Source organism: Microbacterium fluminis (genome assembly GCF_051549805.1).
Taxonomy (GTDB): domain Bacteria; phylum Actinomycetota; class Actinomycetes; order Actinomycetales; family Microbacteriaceae; genus Microbacterium.
In genome coordinates this window covers 865,495-878,269 of the sequence record NZ_CP196042.1, presented here as the reverse complement: position 1 = coordinate 878,269, position 12,775 = coordinate 865,495, and the positions used below count along the sequence as shown (strand labels likewise).

The following is a 12,775-nucleotide window of genomic DNA, read 5'->3' as shown; positions in this document are numbered from 1 at the left end:
AATCGACCGGCGTCGTCGCCGGACCGCGTCGCGGCGAAGCAGTCGCGGCATCCCTTCAGAGAGGAAGACAACACATGCGGAAGAAGATCATCGCGATCGGCGCGCTGGCCGTGGCCGCCTCGCTCGTGCTCGCGGGCTGCACGTCCCGTGGCGCCGACAGCGGCGGCGGGTCCGCCGCCCCGAGCGGCGGATCGGGCAAGACGGTGCGGGTCGCCTTCGTGCCGAAGCTGCAGGGCATCCCGTACTTCGAGGCCATGAACACCGGAGGCAAGAAGGCCGCGAGCGAGCTGGGCTTCGAGTGGCTCTACCAGGGGCCGACCACGGCGGACGCGGCCGCACAGGCCGACATCGTGCGCTCCTACATCCAGCAGGGCGTCGACGTGCTCATCGTCGCCCCCAACGACCCCGACTCGATGGCGCCCCTTCTGAAGGAGGCGGCGGATGCCGGCATCAAGGTCGCCACGAGCGACACCGACGCACCCGCCTCGGTGCGCGAGGTGTTCGTGAACCAGGCCTCCGTCGACGGCATCGGTCAGGGCCTGACCGACGCGCTGGTGGAGTCGATGGGCGGAAAGGGCAAGTACGCGATCGTCTCGTGCGGCGAAACGGCGGCCAACCTCAACGCGTGGATCGCCGTGCAGAAGGCCTACACCGCGTCGAAGTACCCCGGCGTCGAGATCGTCGACGTCGTGTACGCAGGCGAGGACCAGGCCATGGCGACCTCGATGGCGACCGACCTGATGAACGCCCACCCCGATCTGACGGGTCTCGTCGGCGAGTGCACCTCGTCGGCACCGGGTGTGGCGCAGGCCGTCCGCGACGCCGGGAAGATCGGCAAGGTCTTCACGGTGGGTCTCGGTACGCCGCAGTCCATGAAGGACTACCTGACGGACGGCTCCTCGTCGGCGTCGATCCTGTGGAACGTCGAGAACCTCGGCTACCTCACCGGCTGGGCCGGGGTGCAGCTGGCGGCCGGGAAGACCTTCAGCGCCACGAACAACGTGAGCACCGATCTCCCCGCCGTCGAGTACATCAGCGCGGAGAAGCAGCTCCTGCTCGGGCCGGCACTGCGCATCACGAAGGACAACGTCGACCAGTTCAACTACTGATCGGCCCCCGCGGGGCCGGGCGCGCAGGCGCCCGGCCCCGCCACCGGGGGCTCGCTCCGCGAACCCCTCCCGCGACTTCGAACGGAACATCGTGCCTGCAGCGACCGCACAGACCCCACCGGCGGCTCCCGCCTCGCCCCCTCAGCCCCGCGTCGAGCTCTCCGACATCCGCAAGAGCTACGGCGGCGTCCGAGCCATCCGCGAAGCGCACCTCTCGGTGCTGCCCGGAGAGGTCCACGCCCTCGTCGGCGAGAACGGCGCCGGCAAATCCACCCTCATCAAGATCCTCGCCGGGGCCGAGCGCGCTGATGCGGGATCGGCCCGGTTCGACGGCCGTGACGTCACCATCTCCTCCACGAGCGACGCGATCGACCTCGGCGTGCAGACCGTCTACCAGGAGCCGCAGCTGTTCCCCGAGCTGTCGGTCGCCGAGAACGTGTTCGTCGGCCGCGAGCTCACCCGCGCCGGCCGCATCGACTGGAAGGCGCAGGCCGATCAGATGCATCGCCTGCTCGCCACCGTGGGCCTGCCCGACCGCATCTCGACGGTCCCGGTGGGCCAGCTCTCCATCGCCGAGCAACAGCAGGTCTCGATCGCGAAGGCCCTCGCCGCCGAGGCCACCATCCTGATCCTCGACGAGCCGTCCGCGATCCTGACCGACAGCGAGATCGAGGTGCTGTTCACCGTGATCCGCCGCCTCACCGCCGACGGCGTGGCTGTCATCTACATCTCGCACCGCCTCGACGAGCTCTTCCGCATCGCCGACCGCGTCACCGTCATGCGCGACGGTCGCACGATCACGACCCGCCCCATCGGAGACCTCTCGGTGCGCCAGATCGCCGAGCTCATGGTCGGCGGGATCGTGACCGAGTCGCGTCGTGAGGATGCCGCGGCCACGCACGGCGACGCCGTGCTGCGGCTTCGGGGCCTCTCCAGCGGCGACCGGTTCTCCGACGTCGACCTGGAGGTCGCCGCCGGCGAGATCGTCGGCGTGTACGGACTGATCGGCTCGGGGGCCGGCGACATCGCCGCCGCCGTGTTCGGCATGGCCCCGGTGACCGGCGGCTCGCTGTGGTTCTGCGGTGCGGAGCGGAGATTCGCCGACCCCCGGCAGGCCAAGCGCGAGGGCATCTCGATGCTCCCCGCCAACCGCTCGGCGCAGGGGTCGTTCGGCTTCCAGTCGATCGCGTTCAACATCACCGTCGGCTCGCTCGGCGTGCTCGGCGCGATCCGCGGCTGGGTCTCCGGGAGGCGCGAGCAGCGCATCTCCGACGACATGATCGGCCGGCTGGCGATCAAGACCCCGTCCGGCCGCCAGCCGATCTCGGCCATGAGCGGCGGCAACGCGCAGAAGGTGATCCTGGCCCGGCAGCTCGTGCAGCCGCCGCGGCTGCTCCTGCTGGCCGAGCCCACGCAGGGCGTCGACGTGGGGGCGAAGGAGGAGATCCATCGCATCGTCTCCGGTCTGGCCGACGACGGCGCCGCCGTGCTGGTGACCACCAGCGACCTCGGCGAGGTGCTGCGCATCTCCGACCGCATCCTCGTGATGCGCGAGGGGCGGATCGCGGCCGAGTTCGGACCCGACGCCACCCAGGTGCAGATCCTCGCCGCCGCCGCCGGCGACGAGCGCGCGCAGGAGGAGGCCGGCCTCCTCCCGACCGGGACGACCGCGCCCGGCGACGCGGCGTCGACGCCGCGCGCGGCATCCGATCCCCGTCCCGACTCCGCCGAAGGGAGCACCCCGTGAGCGCCCCCACCGTCCAGCCCGAGAAGGGCGCCGTCGTGCAGGCCACGGCACGCCGCATCCTGCCGCCCGCCGTCACCGGTCAGGAGTGGGTTCTGGTCGGGGTGATCGCTCTGCTGTGGATCCTCCTCGGGGTGTTCACGCCGGCGTTCCTCAGCCCCGGCTCCGTGCAGCCGCTGCTGGTCGCCGTCGCCCCGATCGCCCTGATCGGCGTCGGGATGACGTTCATCATCCTGACCGCCGGCATCGACGTCTCCGTCGGCGGAGCGATCATGGTGTGCGCGGTCATCACCGCCAAGCTGATGGTCGGCGCCGACGTGCCGCTGCTGGTCGCCGTGATCGTCTCGATCGTCACCGGAACCCTGCTCGGCCTGCTCAACGGCGTGCTGATCGCCTACGGCCGCGTGCACGCGATCATCATCACGTTCGGCACGGCCAACCTGTTCCAGTTCCTCGGGCTGCGGATCTTCGGCTCCTCGACGGTGAACGGCATCCCGACGACTCTCGAGGTGTTCGGGCGCGGAGAGGCGGGGCGCACCTTCGGGGTGCCGCACAGCTTCGCGATCACTGTGCTCGTCGTGATCGTGGCGTGGTGGTACCTGCGGTACACGCGCGGCGGCCGTCACCTGTACGCCATCGGCGGCAACGAGAACGCCGCCCGGCTCGCCGGTGTGCGGGTACGGCCGCGGGTGATGAGCTCCTACGCGATCACCGGCGCCCTCGTCGGTCTCGCCGCGTGCTTCATCATCGCGGCGGGCACGTCGAGCCTCGACCAGTCCGTCGGCTCGGGCCGGGAGCTCGCGGTGATCGCCGCGGTCGTCATCGGCGGCACGTCGATCCTCGGCGGCCGCGGGTCGGTCGTGGGAACCCTGTTCGGCGCGATCCTCGTGCAGACGGTCCTCAGCGGCGTGACCCAGCTGGGCTGGCCTTCGCAGCTGGGCTTCCTGTTCGTCGGACTGTTCATCATCATCGCCGTCGGCACCGATCTGCTTCGCGAGAAGGCGAGGAGGAAGAAGTGACCACCCCCACGCAGAAGACCCCTGCGCAGACCGGCCCGGAGCCCGTCGGCGACGCCACGACCGCGACGCACGTCGTCGAGCGGCCGCGATCCTGGTGGAGCCGTGCCGTGCAGGCGCTGCTCACCCAGCGCATCGTGCTGCTGGCCGTGCTGATCGTCGTCCTGCTCGTCGTCATGACGATCCTGGACGCCGCCGGGCAGCTCAGCGGCTCGTACAACGCCGACTACCTGGCCGCGTCGCTCATCAGCGCGGTGCCCCTGGCGCTGCTCGGGCTCGCCCAGCTCATCGTGATCACCTCCGGACGCGGCGGCATCGACCTGTCGGTCGGCTCGATCGTGTCGCTGACCGGCATCGTGTTCGGCTACACGTACGGGGTGATGCAGCTCCCGCTGATCGTCGCGATCCTCATCACCATCGTCGCCGGCGCGATCGCGGGCGGCGTGAACGGCATCCTCGTGTCGTACATCGGATTCCCCGCCCTCATCTCCACGCTCGCAACCTTCTACATGTACCGATCGCTCGCCCTGGTGGTCAGCGGGCAGAAGCCGCTCAACTCGCCGTCGATCCAGGACTTCTACGACGCCGCGCGCGCCGTGGAGATCCCGGTCGTCGGCGGTGCGCTCCCTCTCGTGCCGCTGGGCGTGTTCACCTTCCTGATCCCCGCGGTGGTCGTGGTGTGGATCGCGCTGACCAAGACCACCTGGGGTCGGCGCGTCTACGCGATCGGCACCAACGACACCGCGGCGGTGTGGGCGGGCCTGGGCACGCGATCCACCCGGGCCAGCGCCTACGTGCTGTCCGGCGTCATCTCCAGCGTCGTGGCCATCTACACCGTGGCCCAGTTCGCCTCCGCACGACCGGACGCGGGCACCTCCGGCAACGGCATGGCGCTGCCCGCCATCACGATCGCCGTGCTCGGCGGGGTGGCCATCACCGGCGGCATCGGCCGGGTCGCCGGGGTGGTGCTGGCGGCGCTGCTCATCGTGTGGCTGAACGCCGGCATCCTGCTGCTCGTCCCCGGCAACGAGGGCACCCAGATGCAGCTGTTCGCCCTCGGCGCCGTGCTGATCTTCGCCGCCCTGCTCAACGGACTGACCAAACGGAAATACGGAGGTATCTGACGTGGCGCGATTCGCCCCAGAACTGGTCGGCGAGGAACTCGTCGCCCTCACCCGACGTCTGGGCGACCCCGCCCAGGACCTCGTGATCCTCGCGGAGGGCAACACCAGCGAACGCGTCGGCGACGACACCATCGTCGTGAAGACCTCGGGATCGTCGATGAAGGATGCCGCGGCCGACCACTTCGTCGCCGTCGAGGTCTCGCCGCTGCTCGAGCTGCTGCGCGATCCGTCATCGAGCCAGGACGCCCTGACCGCCGCACTCAGTGCGGGAGAGCGGAACGGGCGCCCCGTGCGCGCGTCGATCGAGACGCTCATCCACGTCGCGGTGCGCGCCTTCGAGCCGGCGAGGTACGTCGCCCACACGCATCCGACCGCCGTGGTGTCGCTCCTGGCGAGCACCCGCGCGGAGGACGCGTTCACCGAGGCCGTCTACTCCGACGAACTGGTCGTGCTCGGCCGTTCGCTGTTCGTCCCCTACGCCCAGCCCGGGATCGACCTCGGCCGCGTCTTCCTCGAGCGATTGGGCGCGCACGTCGAGGAGTTCGGCGAGGTGCCCTCGCTCATCCTGCTGGGCAACCACGGCATCGTCGCGACCTCCGGGTCCGCGGAGGGCGCCGAGGCGATCTCGCTCATGGCGGTCAAGTCCGCGCGCGTGCGCCTGGGGGCGATCCAGGCCGGCGGGGTGGCGGGACTGGATGCCGCCTCCACCGCGCACTACTTCGACCGCGCCGACTTCCGCGAGCGGCGAGCCGCCCTCGCCGGCGCGGACGGCTGAGGTGGGGATCGAGCGGCTCGCGCATCCGAAGGTCGTCTTCCTCGACGTGGGCGGACCCCTGTACGACGACGACAACTTCGTCGTCGCCGTGACGTCGGCGCTCGACGAGCTGCGTGCCGCCGAGGGGAGAGGTGCCGTCGATCGGGGCGAGCTGCGCGCCCTGTACGACGGGTTCCGCAACGGCGACGGGACGTCGCTGCGCACCGCGCTGGCCGAACGGTTCCTCGGTTCGGCGTCGCGACGCGGCGAGCTGCACGAGCGCACGCGTGCGCACTGGGTCCACCCCGCCGGCACTCTGTACCCCGACGCGCTGCCCTTCCTGGCCGCCGTCGCCGCGCATGCGCCGATCGGGGTGCTCGCCAATCAGGAGGCCGGCGTGATCGACGCGCTGCGGCGCGACGGCGCGGGCGAGTTAATCTCGATCTGGGGTGTGTCCGCGGTGGTCGGCTACGAGAAGCCGTCACGGGAGCTGTTCGAGTGGTGTCTGGATCGGGCCGGGGCCGAACCGGGCGAAGCGGTGCACATCGGCAACCGCTTCGACAACGACGTGCTCCCGGCGCACGAACTGGGTCTGGGCACCGTGTGGGTGCTGCGGGGCGAGGCGCCCGACGTGGCCCTTCCCGAGCAGGCCGCGGTCGCCGACCTCGTGGTGCCCGGCCTCGCGGGCGTGGATCGCGTGCTCTTCCCATGACCGGCATCGCCGTCGGGATCGACCTGGCGACCGCGGGCGCGCGGGCGCTCGCCGTCGACATCGACAGCGGAGCCGTGGTCGCCACCCGGTCCGCGCCGCTTCCGCCCCCGGTCGTCGACGGCTCGGCGCGGCAGCAGGACCCGCGATACGCCGAGGTCGCGGGCGACCTCCTGGCCGCGCTCGCCGTCGACCTCGGCCGACGCGGCGGCGATGTCGGGGCGATCTGCGTCACCGGAACCTCCGGCACCGTCGTGCCCGTCGACCGGCGCGGTCGGGCCGCCGGCGCCGCGGTGATGTACAACGACGGCGCTTCCGCGTCCCTGGAACGGCGGATCGCTGAGGCCGGGATCCGCCGCCCGGCAGGGATGCTGGCGCGGATCGGCGCCGTCCTCGCCGCGTATCCCGACGCCGGAGTGGCATCCACCGCGGACGTGGTGGCCGCCTGGCTGGTGGGTGACGCGGTGCCGATGGACACCTCGCACGCACTGAAGGCGGCCGTCGATCCGGCATCCCGCCGCTGGGATCCGACCGCCCTGGAGATCGCCGAGGTGGACTCCTCCCGGCTGCCCGATCTCGTCGCCCCCGGCGCAGAGGTCGGCACGGCCGCGGCAGGACCGTTCACGGGGGCGGTCGTCGTGGCCGGCATGACCGACGGCTGCACCTCGCAGATCGCCACCGGCGCCGTCGGCGTCGGCGACTCGGTCGGGGTGCTGGGAACCACTCTCGTGCTCAAGGCCGGGGCCGATCGGGAGGTGTGCGATCCGGCGCGCGGCCTCTACTCGCACCTCACCCCCGACGGGGTCTGGCTGCCGGGCGGCGCGTCGAATGTCGGCGCGGCGTCGCTCGGCGCACTGGTCCCCTCCGCGGCCGGGCGCGAAGGCGCGTTCGACGACGAGGTCGCCACGGTGTCGTCGCCGGTGGTCGTCTATCCGCTGCCCTTCGCCGGCGAGCGGTTCCCCTGGCGGAATGCGACGGCGACCGCGACGGTCGTGGGAGGAGACTGGGCGGGGCTCTCGATGGCCGAGGCGTATCGCGCGGTGCTGGAAGGGGTCGCTCTCGTCGAACGATGGGGACTCGAGGTGCTCGCCGATGCCGGTGTCCCCTCGAGACGCCACGTGCTCAGTGGTGGAGCGTCGCAGAGCCTGCTCTGGAACCGCATCCGCGCCTCGGCGCTCGGGCGCTCCGTGCAGGTGGCGAGCACGCGGGACTCGGGTTTCGGCGCCGCGGTGCTCGCCGCGTCGGTCCTGCGGGGCGAAGCCCTGTCCGTCACCGCGGCGGCGCTCGCCCGGCCCGCCATGACCGTCGAACCCGATGCCGGACTCGGTCGCCGTCTCGACGAGCAGTACGCGCGGCTGCGAGCGGCGATCGGGTGACGACCGTCAGAGCGTGACGAGGACCCGCTGCCTCAGGGCAGCGCGCGTGCCTCCCGGGCACGAGCGGGGCCCGTGTCACGCCGGGTTTCCGCGCGGGGGAGGCGGATCGGGGTGGTCTCGGCCACGACGTCGCTGAACTCTTCGGGCGCGACGACCCGCAGCGGCCGGGTCTGGTCGATGGTGACCCGGAAGCGGCTCGTGGCGTGGCGGTGCATCCGTCCCGACGCCATCACCCACACGAGCCCGATCGCGCCGGCCAGCAGCCCGGCCGCCGCACCGACCTGGATCGCCGACCGCGGCCCGAACGTCGTGGCCACCCATCCGACGATCGGTGCGCCGATCGGTGTGGCGCCCATCAGCACCGCCATGTACAGCGCGAGCACGCGCCCGCGCAGAGCCGGGTCGGTCGTCGTCTGCACATAGCCGTTGGCCGTGGTCAGCATCGTGACGGTGCAGAAGCCGACCAGGACCAGCGTCGCGGCGTACAGCGCGTACAGCGGCATGAACGACGACACCAGCGACACCACGCCGAACCCCGCCGCGGCGTAGATCACCACCCGCAGGCGCGCCTGGTCGCGACGGGCCGACATCAGGGCGCCGGCGAGCGACCCGATCGCGAGCACCGAGCTGAGCAAGCCGTACCCGTCGGCGTTCTGCCCGAACTCGATCGCCATCGTCGAGGCGAAGATGGGGAAGTTCATGCCGAACGCGCCGAGCAGGAACACCATCACGAACGCCACGACGAGGTCGGGACGCCCGGCGACGTAGCGGAACCCGTCGGCCAGACGTGCCGCCTCGGTCTGCCGCACGCGCGGCACCAGCTCGTCGGCCCGGATCACCCACAGCGCGATGAGCATCGCCAGGAACGTGGCGGCGTTGGCGAGGAACATCCATCCCGTGCCGATCAGCACGATGAGCACGCCGCCGACGGCCGGTCCGATCAGGCGCGCCATGTTGAAGGAGGCCGCGTTCAGGGCGACCGCGTTGGAGGCGTTCTCGCGCGCCACTACGTCCGACACGAACGCCTGCCGGGCGGGGGCGTCGAACGCGGTCGCGACACCGAACGCGAGGGCGAACATCCACATGAGCGGCAATGTCATGACGTGCGTGAGCAGCAGCACGCCGACGGCGATCGCGAGGAGCATGAGCGTGGACTGCGTCAGCATCAGCAGGCGGCGCCGGTCGAAGCGATCGGCGACCCAGCCGGTCACGCCGACGAGCAGCAGGGGCGGGCCGAACTGCAGCGCCATCGTCACGCCCATCGCGGTCGCGTCGTGATCGGTCAGCTCGGTGAGCACCACCCAGTCCTGCGCGGTCGCCTGCATCCATCCGCCGATGTTCGACACCAGCGAGCCGATGATCCAGACGCGGAAGTTGAACAGCGAGAGGCTGCGGAACATTGGGCCCACGCGCCCAGAGGCTCCGCGCGACGCGCCAGCGGCGCGTGGAGAGGGCGTGGGGATCTTCATCGGTCGGCCACCCCGCGCATGAGGGCGGCGGCCTCGGCCAGCACGGCGCGCTCGGCATCCGTCATGCCGGAGAGCGCGTCCTCGAGCCAGGCATCGCGGCGGCGCACGGTCTCCTCGACGACCTCGCGGCCGACCTCGGTGGCGGCCACGTTCACCTTGCGGCGGTCGACCTCATCGGGGGTGCGGGCGATGTACCCCAGCTCTTCCAGGCAGTTGACGGTGCGGTTCATCGAGGGGGCGGTGACCCGCTCCCGTTCGGCCAGCTCGCCGAGGGTGTGCGGCCCGTGCACCTTCAGGGCCGCCAGCACGGCGAACTGCGCGTCGCTCATGGTGTCGACGGCGCGCTGCGCCCGCAGGCGCCGGGCGAGCCGGAAGGTCGCCATCCGCAGATCGGATGCCGCGGCGCGGAGTTCGTCGTGGTCGGGGATATCGTTCGTGTCGCTCATCGTCGATCGTTAGCCTAGCTCATTAGTCATCCTAAACAAACCCGTCGACCGCGGGTGAGCGGGGCGCCGATAGGCTCGCGGGCATGCCCGAGTTCACCGACGCGCACGGCGTCGCGATCGTGTACGACGTCCATCCCGCCGTGACCCGCCCCCGGGCGGTCGTGCAGCTGCTGCACGGCGTCGGCGAGCACGCCGGCCGTTACGGCGCACTGATCGAGGCGCTCACCGCCGACGGGTTCACGGTGTACGCCGACGACCACCGGGGGCACGGGCGCACCGGGATGAAGCAGCACGGGGATGCCGCGTCCCTCGGTCGGCTCGGAAAGGGCGGGCACCGCGCCGCCGTCGCCGCCGTCTGGCAGCTCACCGGGATCATCCGCGGCGAGAACCCCGACCTCCCGCTCGTCCTCCTCGGCCACTCCTGGGGGTCGTTCCTCGCGCAGATCCTCCTCAACCAGCATCCCGAGGCCTACGACGCCCTCGTGCTGAGCGGCTCGGCGCTGCGCATGCCCGGCTCGCTCAACGCCGGCGACCTCAACGCGCCATGGAAGACGAGGGATGCCTCGGGCGTGGAGTGGCTCTCCAGCGACGTCTCCGTCGGGGAGGCGTTCGTGCGCGACCCGCTCACGACGATGACGCCGCTCGCGCGGCTGTTCGGCCCCGTCGAGGCGGCGCGGCTTTTCGGGCGTCCGCGGAAGGACCTCGGGCGCGACATCCCGGCCCTCCTCATGGTCGGACGCGACGACACCGTGGGCGGACCACGCAGCGTGCACAAGCTCGCCGACGAGTACCGCACCCGCTCCGGACTGACCGACGTGACGACGCTCGTCTACCCCGACGCGCGCCACGAGATCTTCAACGAGGTGGCGCAGGAGCAGGTGCGCGGCGACCTGCTCGCGTGGCTGGACGCGCGCTTCCCCGTGCGCGACTGACGTCGGACCCCGCTACCGGCGACGCAGCCGTTCCTCGGCCGCGGACCAGCCCGCGTCGAGGATGCCGAAGCCGGCGTCGAGGGCGGCGATCGGATCCTCCGCCTCGTTCACGAGCTGCTGCATCTGCAGCACGAACCGTGCATACGCGCGGATCTCGTCGGTCGGGACGCCGAGACCGACGTCCTCGGCGATCGCCGAGGACAGCGCATCCTCGTGCCGCAGCCACATCCGCGTGGCGTAGTCGCGCAGGGCGGGCGTGTCGTTCAGGAAGGCCATGAAGACGCGGGTGACGTCGTCGCCGTGCTCCTCGGCGCTGAGGCGGATCTCGCGCGCGTAGAAGTCGTAGATGGCGGAATGGATGCTGGTGCCCGCCGCGCGATCGCGCACGACGGCGACGAGCCGTTCGCGCTGCTCGTCGTCCTCGTCGAAGACGAGGGCCTCCTTCTGCGGGAAGTGCGCGAACACCGTGGTCGGCGAGACGTCGGCCGCGTCGGCGACCTCGCGGATGCTGACGTTGTCGAAACCGCGCTCGAGGAACATCATCGTCGCGACGTCGGAGATCGTCTTGCGTGTCGCCGCCTTTTTGCGCTCGCGGCGTCCGAGGGGTTCGCTCTCGCTCATGCGTCCAGTCTAACGTGGACTCGCTTCAAAATTGGCTTGACACCAAACCTGGTATCGGTACAGTTATGGCATGACTTCACTGAACCAACCGCTTCCGACGCGCACCTCCCGCCGCGCGTGGATCATGCTCATCGTCCTCACGATGCTCACCACCGCGGGGATGACCGTGGTGCTGCCCGTCCTGCCCTTCGTCGTGCTGCAGTACGTCTCGAACGAGAACGACCTCGCGGTGTGGGTGGGCGTGCTCGAGGCCGTCAACGGCCTCTGCGCCTTCCTCATCGCGCCCTTCCTCGGCCGGCTGTCCGACCGCTTCGGCCGGCGACCGGTGATCATCGTCGCCGCCTTCGGCGCGGCCGTCGGCATGACGCTGTTCGGCATCGGCGGGGGGCTCTGGGTGCTGCTCCTGGCCCGCGTCATCCAGGGTGCGACCGCCGGAGACCTCCCCGCCCTGTTCGCCTATCTCGCCGACATCACTCCGCCCGAGAAGCGCGCCCAGCGCTTCGGCATCCTCGGCGCCCTCTCCGGAATCGGCACGATGGTCGGACCGGCGGTCGGCGGACTGCTCGCCGCGGTGAGCGTCGACCTCCCGGTCTTCGTGACGGCCGCCGTGTCGTTCCTGATCGCGATCCTCAGCATCTTCCTGCTGCCCGAGAGCCTGAAGCCCGAGAACCGCATCCCGGCCATCCGGATCGCGGATCTGCACCCGTTCGCGGTGTTCCGTCAGGCGTTCGGACGCCGAGAGCTGCGCGGCCTCATGATCGGCTTCGGTCTGCTCGCGCTGCCGTTCGGCTTCTTCGTCAACAACTTCAGCGTCATGGCCTACGACTCGATCCAGTGGGGTCCCACGGCCATCGGGCTGCTCATCGCCTGCGTCGGCATCATCGACATCATCGTGCAAGGCGCACTGCTGGGCGTGCTCCTGCCCCGCATGGGCGAGCGAGGCGTGATCGTGAGCGGCATCGTCGCGCAGGCCCTCGGCCTCGTCGCCCTCGCGCTGGTCGCCTCGATCTTCGCTCAGCCGTGGCTGTTCATCGTCGGGGCGCTCACCCTCGCCGCGGGCCAGGGCGCCGCGCAGGCCGCGATGGACGGCGCGATGTCGAACGCGGTCGGCGACGACGAGCAGGGCTGGCTCGGCGGCGCGACGCAGTCGCTCAACGCGGCGATGAGCACCGTCGCACCGCTCATCGCCGGCGGACTGTACGCCGTGGTCAGCCACGCCGCGCCGTACTGGGTAGGCGCCGCGCTCATGCTGATCGCCGCCGTGGTCATCGGCCGTGCGCACATCGTGAGCGCGGCGAAGACCGGGACGGATGCCGCGGCCACCGCGGACCTCGTCCCCTCCCGCTGACCCGCCCTGTCCTCTCGCCCCGTCAACCCCAGGTCGAGCGGTCGCAACACGCCGTGCGGGCACCCGCGCTCGCGGCGTGTTGCGACCGCTCGACGGAGGAGGTGGAGGCGGAGGTCGAGGCATCCAC

12 protein-coding genes are annotated in these 12,775 nt (G+C 71.2%); 9 read left to right on the top strand and 3 right to left on the bottom strand.

Features of this window, described 5'->3' with window-relative positions:
* Positions 1–74 precede the first annotated feature (74 nt).
* From ACSJDX_RS04210 to ACSJDX_RS04180, 7 genes are all read left to right on the top strand, one after another.
* Positions 75–1,109 carry an autoinducer 2 ABC transporter substrate-binding protein gene (locus ACSJDX_RS04210; RefSeq protein WP_438354326.1) on the top strand — a complete coding sequence of 345 codons (1,035 nt, stop codon included), beginning with the start codon at positions 75–77 and terminating at the stop codon, positions 1,107–1,109.
* 91 nt (positions 1,110–1,200) lie between these two features.
* The gene (locus ACSJDX_RS04205; protein WP_438354325.1) at positions 1,201–2,856 is read left to right on the top strand and encodes a sugar ABC transporter ATP-binding protein; all 1,656 of its coding nucleotides are present in this window, start codon (positions 1,201–1,203) and stop codon (positions 2,854–2,856) included.
* Positions 2,853–3,872: an ABC transporter permease gene (locus ACSJDX_RS04200; protein ID WP_438354324.1), complete on the top strand. Its 1,020-nt coding sequence runs from the start codon at positions 2,853–2,855 to the stop codon at positions 3,870–3,872. The genes ACSJDX_RS04205 and ACSJDX_RS04200 overlap by 4 nt, the downstream gene beginning before the upstream one ends.
* Positions 3,869–4,993 (top strand): ABC transporter permease, encoded by a 1,125-nt coding sequence (locus ACSJDX_RS04195; RefSeq protein WP_438354323.1) that lies wholly within the window; start codon positions 3,869–3,871, stop codon positions 4,991–4,993. The genes ACSJDX_RS04200 and ACSJDX_RS04195 overlap by 4 nt, the downstream gene beginning before the upstream one ends.
* 1 nt (position 4,994) lies before the next feature.
* Positions 4,995–5,768: a class II aldolase/adducin family protein gene (locus ACSJDX_RS04190; RefSeq protein ID WP_438354322.1), complete on the top strand. Its 774-nt coding sequence runs from the start codon at positions 4,995–4,997 to the stop codon at positions 5,766–5,768.
* Between the two features lies 1 nt (position 5,769).
* A complete protein-coding gene (locus tag ACSJDX_RS04185; RefSeq protein WP_438354321.1) occupies positions 5,770–6,459 on the top strand; it encodes an HAD family hydrolase in 690 nt (229 codons plus the stop codon).
* Positions 6,456–7,832 carry an FGGY-family carbohydrate kinase gene (locus ACSJDX_RS04180; protein WP_438354320.1) on the top strand — a complete coding sequence of 459 codons (1,377 nt, stop codon included), beginning with the start codon at positions 6,456–6,458 and terminating at the stop codon, positions 7,830–7,832. Before ACSJDX_RS04185 ends, ACSJDX_RS04180 begins: the two co-directional genes overlap by 4 nt.
* A gap of 32 nt (positions 7,833–7,864) precedes the next feature.
* Here ACSJDX_RS04180 and ACSJDX_RS04175 read toward each other — a convergent pair whose 3' ends face one another.
* Positions 7,865–9,232: an MFS transporter gene (locus tag ACSJDX_RS04175; RefSeq protein WP_438354931.1), complete on the bottom strand. Its 1,368-nt coding sequence runs from the start codon at positions 9,230–9,232 to the stop codon at positions 7,865–7,867.
* Between the two features lie 65 nt (positions 9,233–9,297).
* Positions 9,298–9,747: a MarR family winged helix-turn-helix transcriptional regulator gene (locus tag ACSJDX_RS04170; protein WP_438354319.1), complete on the bottom strand. Its 450-nt coding sequence runs from the start codon at positions 9,745–9,747 to the stop codon at positions 9,298–9,300.
* An 83-nt stretch (positions 9,748–9,830) separates the two neighbouring features.
* On the opposite strand from ACSJDX_RS04170, the gene ACSJDX_RS04165 reads away from it, so the two are divergent.
* Complete coding sequence (locus tag ACSJDX_RS04165) at positions 9,831–10,679, top strand: alpha/beta hydrolase (RefSeq protein ID WP_438354318.1); 849 nt, start codon at positions 9,831–9,833, stop codon at positions 10,677–10,679.
* 12 nt (positions 10,680–10,691) lie between these two features.
* Here ACSJDX_RS04165 and ACSJDX_RS04160 read toward each other — a convergent pair whose 3' ends face one another.
* The gene (locus tag ACSJDX_RS04160; protein ID WP_438354317.1) at positions 10,692–11,300 is read right to left on the bottom strand and encodes a TetR/AcrR family transcriptional regulator; all 609 of its coding nucleotides are present in this window, start codon (positions 11,298–11,300) and stop codon (positions 10,692–10,694) included.
* A gap of 70 nt (positions 11,301–11,370) precedes the next feature.
* Between ACSJDX_RS04160 and ACSJDX_RS04155 the strand changes: the two genes are divergently transcribed.
* Positions 11,371–12,648, top strand: coding sequence for an MFS transporter (locus ACSJDX_RS04155; RefSeq protein ID WP_438354316.1), 1,278 nt, complete (start codon positions 11,371–11,373; stop codon positions 12,646–12,648).
* Positions 12,649–12,775: the final 127 nt, after the last annotated feature.

Coding starts and splice junctions, on each gene's coding strand:
- ACSJDX_RS04210 (WP_438354326.1), top strand. CDS start 75: ATGCGGAAGAAGATCATCGCGATCGGCGCGCTGGCCGTGGCCGCCTCG.
- ACSJDX_RS04160 (WP_438354317.1), bottom strand. CDS start 11,300: ATGAGCGAGAGCGAACCCCTCGGACGCCGCGAGCGCAAAAAGGCGGCG.
- ACSJDX_RS04170 (WP_438354319.1), bottom strand. CDS start 9,747: ATGAGCGACACGAACGATATCCCCGACCACGACGAACTCCGCGCCGCG.
- ACSJDX_RS04175 (WP_438354931.1), bottom strand. CDS start 9,232: ATGTTCCGCAGCCTCTCGCTGTTCAACTTCCGCGTCTGGATCATCGGC.
- ACSJDX_RS04180 (WP_438354320.1), top strand. CDS start 6,456: ATGACCGGCATCGCCGTCGGGATCGACCTGGCGACCGCGGGCGCGCGG.
- ACSJDX_RS04165 (WP_438354318.1), top strand. CDS start 9,831: ATGCCCGAGTTCACCGACGCGCACGGCGTCGCGATCGTGTACGACGTC.
- ACSJDX_RS04155 (WP_438354316.1), top strand. CDS start 11,371: ATGACTTCACTGAACCAACCGCTTCCGACGCGCACCTCCCGCCGCGCG.